The sequence below is a fragment of the Bacteroides sp. f07 genome (assembly GCF_042854785.1).
GTDB lineage: Bacteria > Bacteroidota > Bacteroidia > Bacteroidales > Bacteroidaceae > Bacteroides.
Map to the genome: position 1 here is coordinate 2,706,026 of NZ_BAABXI010000001.1, position 20,953 is coordinate 2,726,978.

The following is a 20,953-nucleotide window of genomic DNA, read 5'->3' on the forward strand; positions in this document are numbered from 1 at the left end:
AAATCTCCCAAAGAAACGGCTTTTATATTTCTCTTCGATATTTACTATCTATTCTGACTGTCTATTTCTTTAAGCAATTCGCCAACAGCCGTTTTCAGTTGCGTATCCTCTCCTTTCACCACTGTTTCGGGGGCATTGGCAACTTTAATATCAGGTTCCAACTGGCTATTTTCCAGATAGCTTCCATCCGGCAGACGATAACCGATAATAGGAATACCGAATACCAGTGAAGGGTCTTGCAATGTTTCCCAAGATACACTTGTCATTGTTCCCGGCACAGGCATACCGACCAGCTTGCCTATCTTCTGATGCTTGTATACCCAGGGAGTGCCATGCGCATTCGAGTAGTTGGCTTCGCATTGCAACATGATAGAAGGTTTATTCCAGCGACGGCTCGGCATATCACAGGCTTCGCGTCCGCGCACTACCTGCGTAAAGTATTTCTGACCACTGAACAGTATTTCGATATCTTCGTGCAGACGACCGCCACCGTTGAAACGGGTATCAATTACAATTCCGTCACAGTTGTTGTATTTACCCAAAATATCAGAGTAAACAGTACGGAAACTACCGTCGCCCATAGATTGAATATGAACATACCCAAGGCGTCCGTTAGACCATTTCTCAACATCGGCGGCACGTTGTTTTACCCAACGTTTGTATAGCAATCCGTTCAGTTGTCCGCTTGTGATAGGCATCACCACTTCTTCCCAACGTTCTTTGCTTTGCGGATTATAAAGTGAAATCAAGGTTTTCTTTCCGGCTTTGTTATTCAGCAAGTAAGTAATGTCATTATCGGGTGCCAGTTCTTCACCGTTTATCTTTTCGATAATGCAGCCGGCTTTTACTTTGGTACGGGAATGGTCGAACGGCCCTTTCTCGATTACCTCAGCGATTTTCATTCCTTTTTCCTGGTACTCCCAATCGAACAATAAGCCCAGATTAGAGGTCACATCTCCCCCACCTCTCGGAGAATAACGTCCTCCCGTATGCGAAACATTCAGTTCGCCCAACCATTCGCTCAATAGTTCCGCAAAATCGTAGTTGTTATCAATATGAGGCAGGAATTTGCGATAGGCAGCCGTCATAGCATCCCAATCAACTCCATGCATAGTGAGATTATAGAAACGTTTTTGATGTTGCTTGTACACATGGGCGAACATCGCTTCACGTTCGGCAGCCAAATCCATTTTCATTTCAGCCTGATAACCGATTGATTTCAATGCATCCGACTTCGCATCCATTTTCTGCATATTTCTACTACCCAATAAGAAAATATCCCCTTTCTTATCCAACATCAATGATGCCCAACCGGTATTGAGTTTGTGCAGACGCTTCGTATCTTTTTCACGAAGGTTCATTTTCCAAAGGTCATATCCACCTTCGAAAGCTGAGAAATAATAAAGATTCTCTCCGTCTTTTGAAAGTATAGCACAACCTAAGTCGGAAGAGTTGGGAGTCAGACGGACGATGCGGTCTTCAATGCCGTTAAGCTCTACTATTATATCTTTCTTGTCTGCTTTATCTTCGGATGCTTTATCCTCGTCAGCCTCATCCTTGTCGCTGTCTTTATCTTTATCCGACTTACTTTTTTCTTTATCAGCCTTTGCTTTTGGAGATTTATCAGACTTATCCTTTTTGGACTTATTTCCGTCTTTCTTCTTGTCGTCGTCTTTTTCTTTCGCTTTCTTCTGTTCCTTTTCTAATTCTTTGAGCAGTTCGAAATCTTCTTTACTCAGACGATAGCGGTCATAAGCATCCTGATTGAGGAATACCAGCATGACATCCTGTTGCGACCCCCAGGAAGCATGCGCACGCATACCGTAGCGTTCAGTCTGAAAAAGAATGGCATTTCCGTCCAGTACCCAACGCGGAGAACCGCTAATATATCCGCTGTTAGTCAGATTGGTGATAGCACCGCCCTGTGCGCTGACAATACCTATATCCGAATAAGGGTCGTGACGATTACCTATAAACTCAAGAGTAAACCATTTGCCGTCCGGTGACCATTCGTAATCAAATCCACCTCCGGTATTATACCATGTGGAGCCGTCCGTCACTTGACGAACTTTCTTCGTTTTTAAGTCAAGTACCATTAAGCGGTTACGGTCTTCAATGAAAGCCAGTTCCTTGCCGTCCGGGGAATATTGCGGATAAGCACGTTCTACCGTTTTGGAAGGAAGCAGTACTTCTTCCTCGATAAGAGTTGCATTGGGGAAGTTGGCTTCCTCTTTACGGGATATTTTGGCGGTGTAGAGTTGCCAGTTACCCGTCCGTTCGCTGGCATAAACCAATGTCCGGTTATCCGGGGCAAAGGACACTGCGGCTTCTTTAGCCGGTGTGTTCGTGATTTGCTTTGTTGTAGTGTAATCCGTTGAGGTGACAAAGACATCGCCACGTACTATGAAAGCAACCTGTTTGCCGTCCGGAGATACAGAAGCGGAAGTAGCACCTTGAGAGAACTTGAGGGAAGCAATCTCTTTTTCGTCATCCCGAACAAGTTCGACGCTTACTTTCTTCGGACGGGCATTTGCTTCCTGTGTATAAAGTTCTCCGTCATAGGTATAGCACAATGTACCTTTGTCACTGATTGACAAGAAACGTACCGGGTGCGTACGGAAGGTAGTTACCGCTTTTACCTCTTGAGGGACATTCGACGTTTGCGGAGTATTCAGTGAGAAGTTATAGACATTGAATGAGCCACCGTTGCGCTCGCTAAGAAAATAGACAGAATTGCCGTCGGGCGCATATACTGGATTGCGGTCTTCCCCTTCCCGATTCGTCAGATTGGTATGTTTTCCCGATTGCGTGTTATACAGCCATATATCTCTGGTTATAGAAGAAGTATGGTGTTTTCTCCATTCATCTTCGAAGCCTTTACGGTCTTGATAAAGAAAGTTTTTCCCCGATTTATCAAAGCAAACCCATTCGGCAGGGGTAGCGAGTACTTGCTCGGTACGTCCTCCACTAACAGGTACTTTATATAATTCCGTCATTGCTCCGGTAGGGAACAAAGCACTGCCTGCCGGGTCTTGAATAGATGCAGAGAAAAGTACATACTTTCCGTCCGGAGTAAAAGCCGAAGGAATCTCCGAAGCGGAATGATAAGTCAGCCTTTGGGCGGTTCCGCCGTCGGCAGGCATGATAAAGAGGTCGAAATTCCCATTCCGGTCGCTGGCAAATGCAATTTGTTTTCCGTCGGGCGACCAAACGGGGTTGGCTTCATAAGATGCTTGTGTTGTTAACTGAACGGCTGTCCCACCTTGTGCGGGGACTTTGTAGATATCGCCTTTATAACAAAAGACAATCTCCGTTCCATTCGGTGAAATACGTGCGTCACGCATCCACAAAGGAGTAATGGCATAGCCGGACAATGCGGTCAATGCCAGTGCCAAAGAAGTTATTAGTTTCTTCATATCAAATTATTATATATATATTTTATTCCGACAAATCGGATTGAATTAGTTTTCCCGTGTGATTATAGAATATCCTGTCGCCAAAGTCTTTGTAGAAGAAAGCATATTTATCTACTCCCGTACAATGGCAGACGCCAATCTGACGTGGAAGATATTCTTTCAGATAATCCGCAATGACCTGATATTTCCGTTCTTCAGCGTTATGAATATGAAATCCTCCCAAAAGCAAATTACAGGGAGATTCGGGGAATGCTGCACGGACTGTTCGCAGGATATTTGTTATTCCCCGATGAGAACAGGCGCTCAATACGGAAAGCCCATCCGGTTCTACCAGCACTACCGCCAATTCATCCTGAAAAGTATCCGGTATATGGCAACCGTCTTCTTTCTGAACCCTGAAACGTTCGAAATGGGTATCTTCACGGTCGATAACATCAATAGAGGGAAAAAGAAATACGCCGGGAAACAGTTCGGTCTGTTCTTCGATAAAACGGAAACGGGAAAGGTCGAAAGCCTGCGTATGCTTCATTCCATTTTCGCGTTCATCCTTGAATTTAGGTGAGAAGGTTTCGCGTTTGCAGATAATTACAGCCTGTTTGTTCAATTCAAGAAAATGACGCAGACCTCCCGTGTGGTCGCTATGTCCGTGGGATAATATCAGATAATCGACTTTTTGCAAGTCAATATGCAGCAGGCGTGCGTTACGGATAAACAAATCGGACGCTCCCGTATCGAAGAGTAATCTATGTCCCGATGTCTCGATATATAGAGAAAGACCGTGTTCTGCCTGTAATTTACGTCCATAGACACAATTCTCCACAAGAGTCGTTATTGTATAGCCCATGATGCTTAGTTATTAAACGAATCATACAAAATAAAAAGTTCTGCCACAAAATTATAATAATTCTGTGGCAGAACAAGCAATCCAGTCAATTAAAATTCTTGACTTTTCAATCTATTCGATTGAAATATCATTTTCATGCTTTAAAAGGTAACATAAGATAGCGTCACTATCCGGTCGTCATAGCGTCACTATCCTGCAAGCATAGCGTCACTATAATGAGACAGGACAGTTATACCATTTTTCCCATGTCATAGGCTTCCTGCATATAAGGAGTATCTTTAATCTCCCCTACCTTCCAGGCGCCGATTCCATAAACCGTTCCTTTTTCCTGTGGCCCTTCCAAGCAATCGAGGAAGCCACGGAAACCGTCGATTGTGCGCTCCATTATTGCTTTGTTATCCTCTGCCGCTGCAATAATGAAATAAAATTCCTTGTTCGTTATCTCCGTATAGCGCGCGCAGCAACGGTCAATCATTATCTTCATCTGTCCGCACATCGTATAGAAATAAACAGGAGTTGCCATTACGATAACATCGGTAGCAATCATCTTCTCCACGATTTCCGCCGCGTCATCCTTCTGCGGACAAGGCTTGCCGTACATACTGCAAACACTACACCCCGTACAAGGATGAACCGTTTTGTCTTTCAACACAATCTTTTCCACTTCATTGCCCGCTTCGAGAGCACCTTTCATAAATTCATCACAAAGCAAATCAGAATTGCCGCCTTTGCGCGGACTGGACGAAATTATCAGAACTTTTTTAGCCATAACTTTACTTTATTAGTTTTATCTTTAGAATGATTCAGTCTTTTCACTCTGCAAAAATAGACAATTTATAGCGTAGCAGATGTATATAAATTACAGAGATATATACCCTAATTACTGATTCAAACATAACAAAAGATTTTTTCTACCGATATTTAATTTATATCTTTGTCCACGATACGAACAACATGCTGCAATGAAAAAAATACAACTGACCGACATACATAAAGAAAAGCTGTTTCAAATCCCTCTTTTCCGGGATTTGCCTTTGAATATAAAAGAATCTTTATTAGAAAAACTGGATTTCGTAGTCTATGCAGCAGACAAAAAAGAGATAGTTGTCACACAAGGAACGCCTTGTAACAAACTGTATGTGTTGTTGGAAGGGAAATTACGCACGGATATTATCGACGGACTGGGAAACGAAGTGATGATTGAATATATCATTGCGCCACGCACTTTCGCCACTCCGCACCTTTTCAACTCGAACAATACTTTGCCGGCTACTTTCACTGCCCTTGAGGACAGCGTAGTGCTTATGGCAACCAAAGATTCTACGTTTAAAGTTATCAGCCAAGACCCGCAAGTGTTGCACAATTTTCTCTGCATTGCGGGTAATTGCAACATTTGTACCGTATCACGGCTGAAACCGCTCTCCCGCAAGACTGTCCGGGAAAGATTCATCGTTTATCTGTTCGAGCATAAGAAGAAAGATTCCCTGATAGTAGAGATTACACATACGCAATCCCAACTTGCCGAATACCTCAATGTATCGCGCCCTGCTTTGTCGAAAGAAATAAATAAGATAATCAAGGAAGGGCTTATGACCATGGAAGGGAAACGGGTGGAAATTCTGAACAAAGTAGCTTTAGAGAAATTCATATAATAAAAATGTAACGCAGCTTAAACTTTCGGTTTTATGCTGCGCCATACTTATCAGAATATCATCCCTATTTAATTACCATTTTGTGAAAAACACTCTCGGATTGATATTCAACGATACCCATCCCCAGTCTTGCCAACTCTTATGGTTGCCGCCTTTCACCGCATCCATCGTCTTTGTGCCACGCATGAAAGAATAGCCGGCGGAGAGTTTCACATCTTTCATCACCGACCAGTTAATCTGATAATCAACTTCCGAACCTAAGGACTTCTTCAAGTCCGGCAATTTAACCGCCGTAGTGAAATAGTGATAATTCAATTCCATATCCACCTTGTCCGACGCACGGAAACGGCCACCGATACGGCTGTCCATTAAACCCGGCGCATAACCGTCCACAAATAGATTCGCATAGAAATAATCCATGCTTCCGTAGAACTTATGATGTGTTCCGTAGAGAGGGTCGAACGCTTTAAACTTGTCGCTGTTTCCCTTATCACCGCTCAGATAATCGAATCTTACCACCGCTCCCCATGTCTTGTCAAAAGCATAAGCAGCCTGCACGCTTCCCATTAATGCCGACACTTTCTCAGCACCTTTATTCTTACCTGTTTGATAGTAGAAAGCACCGTCCAGGTTCCAGCTACCGGGCTTATAGGTAAGATACGTTCCCATTGTTTGCAGATAACGGGTATGCGAATCCTGCGTAGCCGCGTCCCCGGTTTCCAATCCCAGGTTCATAAACAGCAGAGAAGCGCCGAATGGGATTGCATCCGCTTTATAGTGATACCATACTGTCTGCATATTCTTATAAGGCTGTGCGCCGGAAGCATAATAAGTACCGCCTATCTTCTTCTCGTCATTCTGGTTGAAGGCAAGAATAAGGTGCACTTCGTTATTCTTATTCGCATATCCCAGTTTCAATGCGTCATGATAACGTCCCGCCACATTCCAGTCCAGTCCGCCCAAGATACGCTCATCGTCATAAACCAATGCCTGACGACCTAACTGGGCAAAAAGGCCGTGTCCGAAATCAAGTTTTGCCCATGCTTCGTTCAGGACAAAACGCCCGTTCTTGTCAATCTGCGGGTCTTGCCCCCAAACTCCGACGTGCTGTGCCGACATCTTTATTTCCAAGTCCGAACGCTTGTAGTCAATCGACAAACGGGCACGGTTGTTGATAGACGATGCGGCTTTCACCCCTTCATTACGAGGAAACCAGGCTCCGTTCCGATATTCCGCCCGAGGTCTGATTTGCATCGACATCGAGAACTCATTTTCCTTCTCCGTGTTTTGTGTGTATGCCATGCTTGGCAATAGCATCATAAGCACTAATGACCAATAAAATGTCTTCATTGTATTCCAATTTAAATGATTTGATATTTCAATTCAAATTATAAGTGTGTACACTGACTCCTTGTGCCGACGGAAGATAATTGATTCCATACCAACACATCTGTAATAAAACAAACGATACTAACAAAATAACTAATGCCGGACGCGCTTTCAACGGTTTGCCCAATCGGAAATGGATATATACCAGATAGGCAAACCAAGTTGCCGCCGCCCATGTTTCTTTCGGGTCCCAAGCCCAGTAATGTCCCCAGGCTTCTTTCGCCCAGATAGCCCCCGTAAGCATTCCCAATGTCATAAATGCCAAACCTACATAGGTGAGGTTGTCGCATAAATCCATCTCTTTTCGTTCTATATCCTTCTTTTTGAACCAAAGCAGATAGACAGCCATCACCGTCGCCGCTCCCAACATGGCATAGGCGAACATGTACACGATGACATGAGGCGCAAACCACGGGCTTTGCAAAGCAGGCATTAATGTCTTGTTGTGAATCTCCGGTTTGAAGATATTGATACAGATAAATACCAGCGAGAGGATACAACTGAAACTAAGAATCCATTTGTACTTCCAACGCACATAGGTAATCAATCCTGCCAACGGAAGGAAGAAAGAATACCATAAACGCGTCTCTCCCATCGTCCGCATGGGCGGGCGTTCAAGAGAAATCCACATTCCAATCATAAAGCTGAAGAAAATAGCCAGTCCCAACAGAGTAAATCCGTAAGCCCAGCCCGGTTTCGTTCCCTTCCAGGCCGCAAAAGCTCCGATAACCCAACAAACCAGTGCGGCTATGGCAAACAGTACAAAATAGTCCCAACTCATGCTTTATCCTCCTCTTTCCTCTTTTGTGCATTCACGAACAGGCAGAGAGCTCCTGCCATCATCATTATAATCCCTGCGTAAACTACCGGCAACCAAGGGTCGCGCACCAGTTCGAAAACGCTGACATCGCTCCATCGTCCTTTTGTCTCGTCATAACTAAGCTGATAAATTTCCCATCCTGCCACTTCCATCGGGCGGTTGACTTCGATTGTACCTTCGGTTATCGTTCCTTCCTGCATGTAAATCTTCACTTCCGACGCAAACCGTTGCGGTTCCCGTTCCGGCATCACAAGGCTGGTCAAAGAGTCCAGACGCATTGCCCTGTACGGAAAAAGAAAACTACCGCAGCTCACCCAGCCCTCTTTGGTCAGTTGATTCTTCTGATTGACAGCTTTCAGATACACGGCATACGTTGCCCCCATCGAATGAAATTCTGTGAACTTCAAGGTATCTTCGGTAGCTACGGAAGCCGCCATTGGGATAGACTGCTCAATGGTAAGTTGCCAATCCTGCAAGTTACCGTTTGACACGCCTTCTTCCAGCAGCAAATGTACCGGAGATTTTTCAGGAAGCGTGCGGCCTGTCTCATTGTCAATCAACATCAGTTTCGGGGGATATTCGTCGATAGTGAAATCCTTCAGTTCGATAGCCAATGGAAGCTCTACCAACTGTCCTTTATCGTTGGTAGCCCGCCATTCGGCATTGCCCATGCGGGTTGTCATTTTCAACCGTTGCATATCGGCGTTTCCTAAAGTGGCCGCTATCAATGCAACAAACAATCCGATATGATTGAGAAGGAACGAAAGACGTCTCCACTTAAAAGGAAAGCTGGCACGAAGTATCGTCAGTCCCAATGCAGTAACCATCCAAAAGTAAAGCAGAACGAAAGGCCAGGACGCAATCATTTGTGAGAATCCCAGCAAATCCGTTGAAGCATTTGAAGCATGACCGGAAGGAGCTTGCCGGATAAGTCCCATTACCACCGTCATGCCGACCACCCACAACAGAGCGGAAACAGCAGCAGAATAATGACTAAACCATCCGAATAAATAAACACGTTTACGAAGAAGGTGCATGGCTATCAGGGCAATGATATAAACCACTGACACAATCACATTGACCGGACAGGCAAACAAATCCCAGTTAATAGCACCCACTGTCATTTGCAGCAATATGCCTATTATCAGTAATCCTGCGCCAATCGTCAGCCCTTCTTTATAACTCCACGGTTTGCTCCACATATATGTCTATCTTATATTTGTTTTATATCTGCGCCAAACGTCCGTTTTCTTTCGCTTTCTCCAACCAGGCAGGAACGGTTGTTTTCAAGAACTTCTCTTTCGCAGCTCTTTCAGCGTCCATATCCAGGCCGATATATTCCTGTGCCTTTGCCTTCGTCGAGATGTCCGGCATCGGAACGTCGCCTGTATATCCATTCTTCGCCAATACTTTGGATACGGCAAGACGGGCTTGCATAGCGCGGTCGAGCCCGTGGGAAAGGATTCTCTGAATTTCCTGCGGTGCGTGGAAAGAACCGCCGTGTGAAGCCACTCCGAAGTCCCAACGCCACTGTGCCTGACGAATCAATGCAAGAACATCTTTCATTTGAGCTTCTGTTGCTCCGTTGTCCCAGGCGAATTTAGCTTCGATATGTGCTTTCGCCAGTTCTTGCTCCAAGCGGTTGCGGATTTCGTTCGCTTTGCGTTGGCGTTCGTAGACGTTATTGCGCAATGTCTCTTCGCTCTCACGATGACAAACCTGGCAAGTGCGGTCAATCATAGCCAACGGGCTTTGGATATGGTGGTCACTGAATTTCACGCCGCCTTCACTCTTATAAGGCATGTGGCAATCGGCACAGGAGACACCTCTCTGACCGTGAATACCCATCTGACAAATTTCATAATCAGGATGCTGTGCTTTCAGAATCGGCGTGCGGCTCAGTTTATGGATATAATCGTAGAAACCGGCCTCATCATAATAGGCTTCCATATCTTCCACCGTGAACCCTTTATCCCAAGGGAAAGTAAGGTATTTGCCATCGCCCTTGAAGTAATATTCTACGTGGCATTGCGCACATACCAGTGAACGCATTTCTTGCGGAGTAGCTTTGGTGATGTCTTTTCCCTGACGTTGGAAAGCCTCAATCAGAGCCGGACGGCTGATATGAAGATTCATCGTCTCCGGGTCGTGGCAATCGGAACAGCCAATCGGATTTACGATTTCGGCGCCCATGGCTCCCCATTTATTATTATAGAAAGAATCTACGCCTATGGCTTCCATCATGCGGGGAACATCCGGGCTCTTGCAAGTCCAACAAGTTGACGGCTGAGGACCATCGGTCGGATTCACGGGTGCTCCGGTACGCAGTGAAGCGGTAATGTCTTCAATAGCATGCATGTGTCCGCGCGGAGTGGAATAGTCTTTAGAGAAAGCATATCCGGCCCAGAGGACAACCATTTCGGGGCGTTTCTCCAGTGCGTCGACTGCAATGTTTCCATTGAACTCGCTTTCAAAATCAGTCTTTGCCGTTTCCGTCCAAGTCTGATATTCACGGGGGAAATCATCCTTGAAGAGTTCATTCCGTGCTTCAATCCCCTTGATGACGTTCTTGCGGTTATTGAAGATGCTGGCGACTTCCGCCCTGCGCTCCATCAACGCAGAAACGCATAATCCCAAAACAAATACAACGACCATTGAACCTCCGAACAACAGCCATCCTTGCCATGATTTTAATTTCTTTTCCATTGTATATCGGTTTTATTATTTTATTACGTATTTCATTTCCTGTTAATCTTTATTATTCACCATCTTCCGGAGCCATTCGGGGACGGGCGATTCGGGAAGGGGAACGATAGCTCCCGGAGTGCCGGACAAGGAGTTCTTTCCGCCGTGAGGAACATCGCGGTGACAATCCCAGCAAGCCTTCCCCTCTCCTACTTGCGACAGCATATAGTCAATCTTTCCCGTCTTCACAAACTCGGTATTGAGCTGTGTATGACAGCGGATACAGTTATTCATTATCACTTCGGAACTGGCTTCGTGAGCCTGGATAACCTGCGGTTCGCTTTTCGTGAGAAAGGCGGCGACGTGCTTCATACCGTCTATACCTTTAAAAGTCCATTTCTTCACGGCATTTTCATGCGGCACATGACAGTCATTGCAAGTGGCGTCACGGGCGTGCGAACTATGGAACCATGTCGCGTAGTAAGGCGTCATGATATGGCAATTCACACATGCAGCCGGGTCGTCTCCCAGATAAGTATGCGCACGGAGCATATACATGAAGAGCGCTCCCCCGCCCACAATAACACCGCCAATGATGACAGCCGCTACCTTCCATTTATACGAAGGAAATAGTCGATTTATTATTGGTAACTTCATCATATGAAAAAGTATTTTTTACAAAAGTAAAGGTTTTGAAACAAAAAAGGTGTAATATCTATTACACCTTTCAAAAGAAAAAATACTCTTTATGCAAAAAGGAAGAATCCGTTGTTCCGCAGACTGGAAATCTTCCGTTTTTCCATCTACGGAGAACGATTTATCTTATTCGTCGTGATGATGGTCTTCATCTTCCACTTCGTTGCTCAACTTGATATTGCGGGCGACATAAGACTCATTACCTGCGGCATCCGTACAATAAACCATCAGGTGATAGTCTCCCGGAGTCGCATCAGCGGGTATCACAATGTCGTGATGATGAATATGCGCCGTTTTCTGTCCCGAAATATCATAGGATTTGTTGAAACTGAAATCTACGGTTGCCCCGGCAGCCCTGCTATTGCCGCCATGCGAATGGTGGTCAAAGTTGCTGTGTATCTCAATCTTATAAGATTTCAGCATAACGTCGTCCGATAAGTCCATTTCCAAATGAACCCCGTGTTCATTTCCTATTTCAAGGGCTTGCCCTTCTTCCGGTTCGTGAAGTTCAATCAGCGGTTTGGTAGTATCACTGGAGTCGTCGTTATCACAAGAGACAAATACAAAAGCGGACATAGCCAAAAAGGCAATTATCGGGAGATAAAATTTATTTTTCATTTTAGGATTTTTTTAAATGGGATTTTGATTAATAACTGGAAGTTACGTCCCGGTTCGGGGATTTCAACTTTCCTGTAAAAACTAAGATGATTGTAATATCGGGTATTGAAGATATTACGGGCGGTCAGGGTGATTTCTATTTCACTGTTTCCACCTGTCGGAATGTTTAATGAGCCGCCCAAATGGAAAAGGTTTGCCCCGGACGTACGGTCTTCGTTACGGTCGACACGGTTCTGACGGGCGATACTTTGCCATTCGGCATAAAGCATATAGCGTTTATGCTGCCAAGTCAATGTATTCCGCATACCGGGCGGTGGAGAGAAGCTCAACGGGATATGTTCGTCACAATTATAGGTGTAGACATATTCGGCGGAGATACGATAATTGAAGTTGCGTAGAAAACGAACATCTATCGTGGCTTCCGTTCCCGCGAATAATGCTTCTGCTCCGGTGTAGCGATAGATTTGTCCGGCATGGGGCAATACAGACCATTCGCCGGTAGGACGCAGGAAGATATAATTGCTGAACCAACTGACAAAGGGGGAAACGGAAAAAGAGATTCCCCGGTAGTTCAGGTTATAAGAGGCGTCCAGTTGCCAGCCTTGTTCGGACTTCAGCGTCGCGTCTCCCTGCTCATGGCGGAAAGTGCCGTGATGCACACCGTTGGCGGCAAGTTCGTTCGCACCGGGCAGGCGGAAGCTGCGTCCTACATTCAGCTTTATCATATGAGCGGCCGAGGGCGTCCACACAAGCCCTAAAGAAAAGGAGTAATCACCGAAGTGTTCCTTCACTGCGTGGCTGTTCCACTTATAGAGGTCTATCTGTTCTTGTTCATATCCTTGTTTCCGAAGATAATCGGCAAGATAGGCGTCTTCATGGGCAGAGATGTTGATATGTCCGTAGTCATATCGTGCTCCGCCGCTAATGGAGAGGAGATTGTTAGGTCGATAGGTGGTGAGCCAAAGCAATCCGGTGGTGGAACGGTGGTATTCGGGCAGTAAGAACGAATAGCCGGAGATGCCGTTTCGTTGATGTTGTCCGTCCCAACCCAGCGTATGCTCCCACGAGGAAGAACCGACAAAGCGGGCTTTCACCGAAGCACTGTAAGTATTCAGGTTAAAAGCCAGTTCTTTGTCCGGGTCTTTCTCCGGTGCGGGTTGCGAACCGTAGTGGGTATGGAAGGCACTCCATTCTTCACGATGGTTGTTCTGGAAGCCCAAATCACCCGACAGGATTAGTTTCTCCCACGCGTATTGCTGATGGGTAGTCACTTTCAGATGATTCACCTTGCTATATGGCAATTCAATATTGCGGCTGTCTCCGTCATCTTCTACGCGGGACGCGTCGGGCACGCCGTGCGCTCCCGGAAAGAAACCGGTCTTTTGATATACATTGCTTACGGAGTAGTTCGCCTTATATCCTTTTCTTTGATATTGGGTGAAGAATCCGACGTTGCGTTCGATACCTGCCGTGTTCTTTAACTTACGTCCGTAGACGGGCATTTTCTGCGTGAGATAAACGATGGTATCCGTAGGGATACGATAATCTCCGAAATACTGTTCCGAGTAGCGGATATGGGAGTACCAGGCATTCTTCTTTATTCCCAGCATCAGTGAGCCGCCAATCGTTCCATTGACAGATTTGCCTAGAAGAGTAACGTCTCCAAAGACACTGTTGTCAGCAGGGACGGGTGGCGGGGTTATATCAATCACTCCGCCCATCGCGTCGCTGCCGTACAGTAAGGAAGCAGGACCTTTCAGGACATTGACCGCTTCGATATTGAAAGCATCGAGTTCCAAGCCGTGGTCGGCTCCCCATTGTTGCCCTTCCTGCTTGACGCCATTCTCCAATACGGCAATCCGGTTGAATCCCATTCCACGAATCATCGGTTTGGAGAAGCCGGAGCCTATATCCATCGCTTGCACGCCGGGGATGTTCTCCATCGCCTGCATGAAGTTTCCTGTAAAATGTTTGCGCAGAAAATCCTGATTTACCACTTCAACCGTGAGCGCAGACTTCTTGGCTTGACGTTGCTGGTACGTTTCCGTCACCACAACATCAGGTAAAAGCATACTCTTGATTGAATCGGACTTCTGTGCGTGGACGGGTAAGGCTACAATCAGCCCCAGTACGCCCGAAATAATTCCGATACGCATCAATTACAATTTTTATTTAATGTGTAAAATGAGTATGAGGACAGGTTACAGTGAATCTGTCTTCTTAGTAAATTTGAATATGTAATTATGCGACAGGGGGTGCACGCAGTTGATGCGAATAAGTCCATTTGCAAACGACCTTATCCTGGGTAACAATCAGCTCATAAGGAATGAGCGTCAGTATGCTATGAAATTCTATTGGTTGAGGTTCCGTGAAAAGGGAAAGAGAGTATTTGCATATCGCACAATCATCTGCATGATTCCGGGAATGCTCTGCATGAGAACATGACTTTTCATCCTCGCTTCCATGATAGTGAAAGGTCTTCACTGCAAAGAAAGGAATGAATGTCATGAATAACATCCACGCTATGTATGCTCTTGCTTTTCTCTTATGATACATTCTCACCTATTTATTATATAGAATAGCGGGAGCAAATATAGGCGTATGAAAGTGAACGGACAAATTATCAGGCTTAATATGTGTTATTAAAAGAATCTATAACAAACGAATTTCAAATTTAATTCACTACTTTTGTTGTATTGAACATTTTAAATTTAAAACAATGAATGAAAACGACAAGTTAAATATCCTGTGGACAACCGACAATAAAGATACAATCTTTAATATGTTGTCAATGTACGCAATAAACTCTAAAAACAGAGGTTGGTGGAAACATATAAATGTAATCCTTTGGGGAGCATCGGTAAGATTAGTGGCAAACGATACACAAGTTCAGACAGAAGTATTGGAAATGCTACAATCAGGAATAACAATTGAAGCATGCCAGGATTGTTGCAACAATTTTGGAGTAACTTCAATTATTATCAATTTAGGTATTACCGTTAAATACATGGGAGCTCCACTAACAGAATATCTGAAAAATGGAGAAAAAATACTATCTATTTAGGAACCTGTTTTTAAACTAGATACTGCATCTCTTTCAATGTCCAAATAAAGATTACAAAACTATAACAATAGAACATTACGCATATTCTTTTTTTAATAAGAACAGTGATATGGGACACGATGTCTGATCTGTTTTCATGGTTAGATGGAAATTATCTGCTTACCGGGCAGACTGATGATGCCGAGTTAAAGATTAATGAGAACAAAATGAACGGTAATCTACAAGATATTTGGGTCAGTATAGAGGAAGATATGAGTAAAGAGGATATAGAAGAATCTTATTTGCAATAAATGTTCATAACAAACGGATTAACTTCCTAAACGGTTAGTTAGCCGACAGCCATTACTAATAATGAAAATAAAAATAAAAAATAAATTAATTGATGAATTGGAGAAAATGATAGAATTATTACATCAGACAGGTTGGCATAAACAAGCGGTTTGGTATGAGAATAAGTTGAAACTAATAAAAGAAAGTGAAGAAGGCAGCGCATCCTTTTATCAAAACCTTCATGAAGTTGATGCTTCACTTTCAGGCATGGGTTCGTTCTCTGATCTACCAATGAAACAAGAGTTTGCCGATCAACAATGGGATTTGGCAGTAAAAATCCATCAATTAATTTTAGAAAATATTGGTAACACGCACCTGTGCGACATGATGTCATATAAATGAATGTTCAAGGTACTATTCCACGAGCTTGGAATGTATGATTGACCCCATTGTTCCGTCAATGGAAGCCTACGACAGGTGCGGATTTCCCCTGTATTGTGCTGCCGGACAACGTAACCCAACCGAAAGGTGCAGGCTGAACCGTGAGGGAAAGCCAATGGCTGCTAACATCGGCGGTCTGGGAGCAAGGCTGGAACGGAATGGTTAGATTAAACGAACTCATATCAAAAACTTTTTGGTTATCAAGCCTCTTTGAGAAATCGATTATCTCATTCTTCCTGTTTCCATACATAAAACACAGTTCGTCCCGAACCTCTTTTACGCAGTTTCCCCTCTTGGATAAAAGTATTCAAATCATCAACAGCTTTCAGCCGGGCTACTCCTGTCAGCCTGCTGTATTCCATGCGGGTAATTCCACCATTTCTCTTTAGGAACTCCTGTAACATTTGGAGACGTCGTCCGATAGGTATCTCCGTTTTGGAAGTAGTCCCGCCGGAATTCTCCACCCGTTCGAGTTCTATTTCCCGATGTATTTTCTTTTTAAATCCTTTGGAAGTGCGTAGATGAACATTATCGAAGCGGATAGACTCGGCACGGATTTCCTTCTTATTCATTACTTTATGTGTACATTTCAATGAAATGCTGAAATGCCCGAGTTCACCCAGTTCTACAATATATCCGTCTGCCAAAACTTCAGCAAGTTCATCAACGACAGCACCAAGCACTCCTTCAATAATATTATGGGGAAAAGGCTGATGGCGGGATACACGTTCTAAAAATTCTTTTTTCGAATAAGTTCCACTTGGGACGATGCGGGCATGAAGAGGTTGTTTCTCTCCTGTACTATTAGGGTCAGGTGTTTCATACAAATCATAATATGCACTCATAAGGATATCATTTATTAGTTGTTTATACATTTAATACCTTATTCGCTGACATTTGCCTCTCCCTTCCCTGAGCTTTACGCTCCGTTTAGTATAAAAATAATCGTCTGACAACTGTTTCTTTTGCGTCTGACAGTTGTTAGACGAAAAGAGAACAGTTGTCAGACGAAAGTTCAACAGCTGTCAGACGAATAGCTTATCGCATACAAAGGTACAACTTTATGTAATGCGACCTTTAAATCTTAGGAAGAAAAAGCCAGTTCTTCCTAAAAAATTAATCCCCCAACAGCAACTTAGTCACAGCAGCAGTATTCAACGCCCATTCACGGGTATATACTTCGTCCGCTTCCGGTGCATCAACCAACTTCAATCCCTGTGCCTGTGCTTTGACAGCCAACAGTTCGCCAACGGTGGTTTTCGCATCCAGTTTATCCAGGTACTTCTCGACAGCTTGTGTATCCAAAGAAAGAATGGTCTGTCCGCCGAAAGGTATTTCCAGCCAGACGATTTCTCTTTCTTTCACTTTCAATACCCCGAAAACAAGTCCTTTCTGCAAACTTTGGGAAACACGTACCTGATGCTGAACGCAAGAAGGGTCGTAAGCCACTCCGGTCTTCTCTGATATCTTCATCGGATAAGCAGAGTTCATCCAACCGACTACCAAATTTGGAGAGATTTCACCATTACTATACGCATTGCAAGTGAAAACCACATACTGCGCACCTACACGGTTCAGTTCATTCAAATCGAGTTCGATATACTCGGCAGTACCTTTCTTGTCGGGGATGCTTCGGATATCTCCGCTATGTTTGGCGCCGATAGCCTGCAATTTGAAATAAGAGCAAACTTCCGTCGTTGACGGCAAAGTGATGTGACAACTCAAGTCCATATCCAAATGCTGTGCCGGAAGCCCTTTTCCCCACTGCATGAACAGGCGCACCTTATCCCCTTCTACCGGGAAACGTGTTCCCTGCAAGGCACAGGAAGTATCCTGAACCGTCTCGCTACGGTCGCCGATAGACAACGGGATATGGAACAACATAGGGTCGATATATATGCTTTTGTTCTCCCCCTCAACCGCCGCATTGGCAAAACGGGCAGCCACGACTTCCTTACACAAGTCCTGCACATCTTTCACCATTGCTTTAAGCTGGTCTTCCATATAAAGACTCACCAAATAGTGAGGTTCTATCAAATGAGCATTGCCGCCCAAAGGTTTCACCATTCTCTTACGTCCTTGCTCAAAGTAGTTTTCCGCATACATGCCCAAAGTAACCACCAGACGAGCCGGCAACAAATGAACGACTTCCTTGAATGCAGCCAATGTCTCTTCCGGCCCGAACCAAAGCATATTGGCAAACAAGGAACGTGCGAACATACCCGGTCGTTGCTTCAACAAGGCGAATGTCCGTGCAGCATCCGCCTTCAAACGGTAACAGTCCACCTCTCCCTGCCAAACCGTATATGCCTGACAGTAGAATATATCCATCAACTCCTTCAAATTCCCGAATCCCGGCTTACGGGCATATTCCGCCAAACGCAACGCACGTATCATACGTACCCACATCTCTCTTTTCGGATGCATGATTTCGCAAGCCTTCTCCGCGTTCATCTCCAGATTATTCAGCCAGAGAGCTACCATTTTACATTCACGGCGGACGTATTTCAACTTCAGTTCCTCACGCTTCGCCTGAGCAGCCGAACGGCTTTTATCCAAAACAGCGGTTATATGCGCATTGTTTCTACCCGCCTTACGGATGATAGTCTTAGGTTCGATGATTTGCAGGAATCCGGTTTTCTTGTACCACAGATAACGCAATATATCGTTCGGAGTGGAGAAATAGATTTGCGCTTCCTGTGCCCTGTCCTGTTCCACCAATGTATCTATCACCAGCATCAAAGTTTCTTTCATCTTGATTCCGACTGCCGGCAACGGAAGTTCGCCAAGCAAACTCTTCAAGCTGTCCACTTGTGTGGCATCAAGAGCCGTACGCGATTCAAGCAGGTCACGGAAGAAACCATTCAAATCCTCTTCCCGCCAAAGTTCAAGGACTTTCAGCTTGCTTCCCTGTCCGAAGTATTCCGTAGCGGCCGTTTCAAACGGAGTTCCGCAGAACGGGCAGCCGTTGTATCGTTCCAAAGGGAAAGTATTATCGGGAACCACGTGTCCGCAGGGCAGCTTCACGCCTTTCTTGCTATTGAAGATGTTGGCAATCCATGTTATCAAATGGTCTAATCCTGTTTCTCCGGTAGGTGTATCCCAGCCTTTCACCAATGGAGCCCAGTTGAGCGTCACGCCCAATATTTCTTTCATCACCTGAAGAATCTCCACCTGCTGCGCCGGATACAACTGATTGACAGCATGGAGCAACTCTTCGGATAAGCTATATCCCACTTTTCGAAGTTGAGCAACCAATGTTACAGTAGTCGAAGTCAATGCTTCCCGCTTTTCCGCTCCTTCTATCAAAGGCAAATAAATTGCATTTTGCCTGATAGTTACTTTCAATAAATCTTTTTTCATACGTTGTATTTTTTAAGTAAGGTAATCGGGAGACTGTGAATCAATGGTGCATTCCTGCGGTTTTTGAAGTAAGCCTTCCTTGACCTTAGTTTATAAAAAAAAGAGGTAGAACAGGCCGGAGTTGAACCAGCAATAACCACTTTTAAGAAGTAAGCCCCGGTTGACCTCATTTCAGATAATCCCGAAGCTACTGTCCTACCTCTATATTTGTTTTTTTGTGGAGCAGACCGGAGTCGAACCGGTGACCGTCTCTACCCACTGAGCTATTGCTCCTTTGCGAAACTGGAAAACGGATAATCGTACTGGTAATGTTCTACCTTAAAGAGTGTGTTGAAGTAACCCGTACTTGACCTGTTTTCTTGTTTCTTCGACAAAGATAGACGCAGTGATGCGCAGCCTTTTTGCGTAACTCAAACTTTTTTGCTGTTTTCTCAAAAAAAACAGTAAAAAATGAATGAACGGGACTTATTTTGCAAGATTACAGAAGAAAAACGAAGACATATAGGTGATAACTCAACAGTTTTCATACTTTTGCGTATAGCGGAGATATTAACGAATTAATCTTCCTGCCGTTATCAGCAAATTTGCAGGGAAAGATATGTTGTTTTCCGGTTGGAAATCTATAAAAACATTACATATCTATCAATCACAAATAGAATGTTTACGAGGCATAGAAGATTTGGTTCGGATTGATACCTTAGTTTTTGGGCATAATAGAAAGCTAACCGATATTGGCTGTATCAACCTTTTGGATTATGCCGGAGAAGTTTCATTTGAAAAGAATAGCAGACTACATGATTATTCTATGCTGACGAATAACCGGAATATTCATAATCTTTTCATTTCGGATTTGGACGATTTGGAATTTATTAAAAACATGAAATCCTTGTCATCATTCAAGTTTTGGAATTGCAAAAATGGAGATTTATCTCCCTTGTTGGCAAACCCTATATTGAAAGAAGTGTACTTCACACCAAACAAGAAACATTATTCGCATACATTAGAGCAGATTAAAATATTGATAACAAGCGAATGAACTGCCCTAACGGTCAGCTATCCGCAAACCATTATCAACAGAGAAAAAAATGAAAGCATTATAGAATAGCAATAAATATGATTAAGCAAACCAAGATTTTTAAATTTATAATCCCTATTGTAGTATTCATTCTATTGTATGCTGTCTCAACAATTAGAAACAATAATGTAAGAAAGGATGGCATATATTCTATAGTAACTCTTGTTAAATACGGTTCTGCTTATAAAGGGCAAAGTGCAAAATATGAATTTGTATATAATAAGACTTTATATAAAGGAAGTTTTTTTATATCATTTGCCGAGAGTAAAAACACTCCAATCGGAACCCGTTACTTTGTAAAATTCTTAGCAAAAGCCCCCGACCGACATCTTATATTAGACAGCGTACCATCCTGGTTTACTCTAAAAGCACCAGATAAAGGATGGAAAACATTACCTACACAAAAACAACTACGAATAATGATGAAAGATAGCTTGAATTAAAATGCTGACACCGAACTTTATTTGTAAATTAATAAACGAAAAATGAAACAGAAATACTATATAATCAAACTCTTATTGAAAATATGGTTTGAAATATTATGTATTAGTCTATTGTGTACTACGGGTATTCTTTGGCTAAGGACTCAAAATATAAAACCTGTACCAGATATAGAAAGA

At 44.0% G+C, this 20,953-nt stretch carries 19 protein-coding genes and 1 tRNA gene; 6 read left to right on the forward strand and 14 right to left on the reverse strand.

The window, feature by feature from the left end:
* Positions 1–44 precede the first annotated feature (44 nt).
* From ACGHVY_RS11220 to ACGHVY_RS11230, 3 genes are all read right to left on the reverse strand, one after another.
* Positions 45–3,416: a S41 family peptidase gene (locus tag ACGHVY_RS11220; RefSeq protein WP_390599046.1), complete on the reverse strand. Its 3,372-nt coding sequence runs from the start codon at positions 3,414–3,416 to the stop codon at positions 45–47.
* Between the two features lie 22 nt (positions 3,417–3,438).
* Entirely contained in the window at positions 3,439–4,260 is an 822-nt protein-coding gene (locus ACGHVY_RS11225; RefSeq protein WP_390599048.1) for an MBL fold metallo-hydrolase, read from the reverse strand.
* A 229-nt stretch (positions 4,261–4,489) separates the two neighbouring features.
* Positions 4,490–5,029 carry a flavodoxin family protein gene (locus ACGHVY_RS11230; RefSeq protein WP_390599050.1) on the reverse strand — a complete coding sequence of 180 codons (540 nt, stop codon included), beginning with the start codon at positions 5,027–5,029 and terminating at the stop codon, positions 4,490–4,492.
* A 193-nt stretch (positions 5,030–5,222) separates the two neighbouring features.
* Between ACGHVY_RS11230 and ACGHVY_RS11235 the strand changes: the two genes are divergently transcribed.
* The gene (locus ACGHVY_RS11235; RefSeq protein ID WP_390599052.1) at positions 5,223–5,912 is read left to right on the forward strand and encodes a Crp/Fnr family transcriptional regulator; all 690 of its coding nucleotides are present in this window, start codon (positions 5,223–5,225) and stop codon (positions 5,910–5,912) included.
* A 72-nt stretch (positions 5,913–5,984) separates the two neighbouring features.
* Here the strand turns inward: ACGHVY_RS11235 and ACGHVY_RS11240 are convergent, their stop codons facing one another.
* From ACGHVY_RS11240 to ACGHVY_RS11275, 8 genes are all read right to left on the reverse strand, one after another.
* Positions 5,985–7,262, reverse strand: coding sequence for an alginate export family protein (locus tag ACGHVY_RS11240; protein ID WP_390599054.1), 1,278 nt, complete (start codon positions 7,260–7,262; stop codon positions 5,985–5,987).
* A gap of 28 nt (positions 7,263–7,290) precedes the next feature.
* Positions 7,291–8,082 (reverse strand): cytochrome c biogenesis protein, encoded by a 792-nt coding sequence (locus ACGHVY_RS11245; RefSeq protein WP_390599056.1) that lies wholly within the window; start codon positions 8,080–8,082, stop codon positions 7,291–7,293.
* On the reverse strand, positions 8,079–9,323 hold the full coding sequence (locus ACGHVY_RS11250; RefSeq protein ID WP_390599058.1) for a cytochrome c biogenesis protein ResB: 1,245 nt from the start codon (positions 9,321–9,323) through the stop codon (positions 8,079–8,081). The genes ACGHVY_RS11245 and ACGHVY_RS11250 overlap by 4 nt, the downstream gene beginning before the upstream one ends.
* A gap of 22 nt (positions 9,324–9,345) precedes the next feature.
* Positions 9,346–10,827 carry an ammonia-forming cytochrome c nitrite reductase gene (nrfA, locus tag ACGHVY_RS11255; RefSeq protein ID WP_390599060.1) on the reverse strand — a complete coding sequence of 494 codons (1,482 nt, stop codon included), beginning with the start codon at positions 10,825–10,827 and terminating at the stop codon, positions 9,346–9,348.
* Positions 10,828–10,869: 42 nt separating this feature from the next.
* Positions 10,870–11,466 carry a cytochrome c nitrite reductase small subunit gene (nrfH, locus tag ACGHVY_RS11260; RefSeq protein ID WP_291591735.1) on the reverse strand — a complete coding sequence of 199 codons (597 nt, stop codon included), beginning with the start codon at positions 11,464–11,466 and terminating at the stop codon, positions 10,870–10,872.
* 162 nt (positions 11,467–11,628) lie between these two features.
* Positions 11,629–12,120, reverse strand: a complete 492-nt coding sequence (locus ACGHVY_RS11265) for a DUF4625 domain-containing protein (protein WP_390599062.1) — start codon at positions 12,118–12,120, stop codon at positions 11,629–11,631.
* Positions 12,117–14,276 carry a TonB-dependent receptor gene (locus ACGHVY_RS11270; protein WP_390599064.1) on the reverse strand — a complete coding sequence of 720 codons (2,160 nt, stop codon included), beginning with the start codon at positions 14,274–14,276 and terminating at the stop codon, positions 12,117–12,119. The genes ACGHVY_RS11265 and ACGHVY_RS11270 overlap by 4 nt, the downstream gene beginning before the upstream one ends.
* An 85-nt stretch (positions 14,277–14,361) precedes the next feature.
* Entirely contained in the window at positions 14,362–14,676 is a 315-nt protein-coding gene (locus ACGHVY_RS11275) for a hypothetical protein (protein ID WP_390599065.1), read from the reverse strand.
* A gap of 163 nt (positions 14,677–14,839) precedes the next feature.
* Here ACGHVY_RS11275 and ACGHVY_RS11280 point away from each other — a divergent pair, with 163 nt between their 5' ends.
* The 4 genes from ACGHVY_RS11280 (at position 14,840) to ACGHVY_RS11295 (ending at position 16,061) form a co-directional block, all read left to right on the forward strand.
* Positions 14,840–15,184 carry a DsrE family protein gene (locus tag ACGHVY_RS11280; RefSeq protein WP_390599067.1) on the forward strand — a complete coding sequence of 115 codons (345 nt, stop codon included), beginning with the start codon at positions 14,840–14,842 and terminating at the stop codon, positions 15,182–15,184.
* Positions 15,185–15,303: 119 nt separating this feature from the next.
* The gene (locus ACGHVY_RS11285) at positions 15,304–15,474 is read left to right on the forward strand and encodes a hypothetical protein (RefSeq protein ID WP_390599069.1); all 171 of its coding nucleotides are present in this window, start codon (positions 15,304–15,306) and stop codon (positions 15,472–15,474) included.
* Positions 15,475–15,535: 61 nt separating this feature from the next.
* Positions 15,536–15,856 (forward strand): hypothetical protein, encoded by a 321-nt coding sequence (locus tag ACGHVY_RS11290; RefSeq protein WP_390599071.1) that lies wholly within the window; start codon positions 15,536–15,538, stop codon positions 15,854–15,856.
* A 34-nt stretch (positions 15,857–15,890) separates the two neighbouring features.
* Complete coding sequence (locus ACGHVY_RS11295) at positions 15,891–16,061, forward strand: hypothetical protein (protein ID WP_390599073.1); 171 nt, start codon at positions 15,891–15,893, stop codon at positions 16,059–16,061.
* A gap of 61 nt (positions 16,062–16,122) precedes the next feature.
* Here ACGHVY_RS11295 and ACGHVY_RS11300 read toward each other — a convergent pair whose 3' ends face one another.
* The 3 genes from ACGHVY_RS11300 to ACGHVY_RS11310 form a co-directional block, all read right to left on the reverse strand.
* On the reverse strand, positions 16,123–16,740 hold the full coding sequence (locus tag ACGHVY_RS11300) for an HU family DNA-binding protein (RefSeq protein ID WP_390599075.1): 618 nt from the start codon (positions 16,738–16,740) through the stop codon (positions 16,123–16,125).
* Between the two features lie 271 nt (positions 16,741–17,011).
* Entirely contained in the window at positions 17,012–19,258 is a 2,247-nt protein-coding gene (locus ACGHVY_RS11305) for a hypothetical protein (protein WP_390599077.1), read from the reverse strand.
* Positions 19,259–19,476: 218 nt separating this feature from the next.
* Positions 19,477–19,531, reverse strand: a tRNA-Ser gene (locus ACGHVY_RS11310).
* A gap of 840 nt (positions 19,532–20,371) precedes the next feature.
* Here ACGHVY_RS11310 and ACGHVY_RS11315 point away from each other — a divergent pair.
* A complete protein-coding gene (locus ACGHVY_RS11315; RefSeq protein ID WP_390599079.1) occupies positions 20,372–20,776 on the forward strand; it encodes a hypothetical protein in 405 nt (134 codons plus the stop codon).
* Positions 20,777–20,953: the final 177 nt, after the last annotated feature.

What these genes read in the sequence shown, in the direction of transcription:
- ACGHVY_RS11290 (WP_390599071.1), top strand. Translation starts at nt 15,536, where the DNA reads ATGAAAATAAAAATAAAAAATAAATTAATTGATGAATTGGAGAAAATG.
- ACGHVY_RS11240 (WP_390599054.1), bottom strand. Translation starts at nt 7,262, where the DNA reads ATGAAGACATTTTATTGGTCATTAGTGCTTATGATGCTATTGCCAAGC.
- ACGHVY_RS11300 (WP_390599075.1), bottom strand. Translation starts at nt 16,740, where the DNA reads ATGAGTGCATATTATGATTTGTATGAAACACCTGACCCTAATAGTACA.
- ACGHVY_RS11285 (WP_390599069.1), top strand. Translation starts at nt 15,304, where the DNA reads ATGTCTGATCTGTTTTCATGGTTAGATGGAAATTATCTGCTTACCGGG.
- ACGHVY_RS11245 (WP_390599056.1), bottom strand. Translation starts at nt 8,082, where the DNA reads ATGAGTTGGGACTATTTTGTACTGTTTGCCATAGCCGCACTGGTTTGT.
- ACGHVY_RS11280 (WP_390599067.1), top strand. Translation starts at nt 14,840, where the DNA reads ATGAATGAAAACGACAAGTTAAATATCCTGTGGACAACCGACAATAAA.
- nrfH (WP_291591735.1), bottom strand. Translation starts at nt 11,466, where the DNA reads ATGATGAAGTTACCAATAATAAATCGACTATTTCCTTCGTATAAATGG.
- ACGHVY_RS11295 (WP_390599073.1), top strand. Translation starts at nt 15,891, where the DNA reads ATGATTGACCCCATTGTTCCGTCAATGGAAGCCTACGACAGGTGCGGA.
- ACGHVY_RS11270 (WP_390599064.1), bottom strand. Translation starts at nt 14,276, where the DNA reads ATGCGTATCGGAATTATTTCGGGCGTACTGGGGCTGATTGTAGCCTTA.
- ACGHVY_RS11275 (WP_390599065.1), bottom strand. Translation starts at nt 14,676, where the DNA reads ATGTATCATAAGAGAAAAGCAAGAGCATACATAGCGTGGATGTTATTC.
- ACGHVY_RS11250 (WP_390599058.1), bottom strand. Translation starts at nt 9,323, where the DNA reads ATGTGGAGCAAACCGTGGAGTTATAAAGAAGGGCTGACGATTGGCGCA.
- ACGHVY_RS11220 (WP_390599046.1), bottom strand. Translation starts at nt 3,416, where the DNA reads ATGAAGAAACTAATAACTTCTTTGGCACTGGCATTGACCGCATTGTCC.
- ACGHVY_RS11225 (WP_390599048.1), bottom strand. Translation starts at nt 4,260, where the DNA reads ATGGGCTATACAATAACGACTCTTGTGGAGAATTGTGTCTATGGACGT.
- ACGHVY_RS11265 (WP_390599062.1), bottom strand. Translation starts at nt 12,120, where the DNA reads ATGAAAAATAAATTTTATCTCCCGATAATTGCCTTTTTGGCTATGTCC.
- nrfA (WP_390599060.1), bottom strand. Translation starts at nt 10,827, where the DNA reads ATGGAAAAGAAATTAAAATCATGGCAAGGATGGCTGTTGTTCGGAGGT.
- ACGHVY_RS11235 (WP_390599052.1), top strand. Translation starts at nt 5,223, where the DNA reads ATGAAAAAAATACAACTGACCGACATACATAAAGAAAAGCTGTTTCAA.
- ACGHVY_RS11230 (WP_390599050.1), bottom strand. Translation starts at nt 5,029, where the DNA reads ATGGCTAAAAAAGTTCTGATAATTTCGTCCAGTCCGCGCAAAGGCGGC.
- ACGHVY_RS11315 (WP_390599079.1), top strand. Translation starts at nt 20,372, where the DNA reads ATGATTAAGCAAACCAAGATTTTTAAATTTATAATCCCTATTGTAGTA.
- ACGHVY_RS11305 (WP_390599077.1), bottom strand. Translation starts at nt 19,258, where the DNA reads ATGAAAAAAGATTTATTGAAAGTAACTATCAGGCAAAATGCAATTTAT.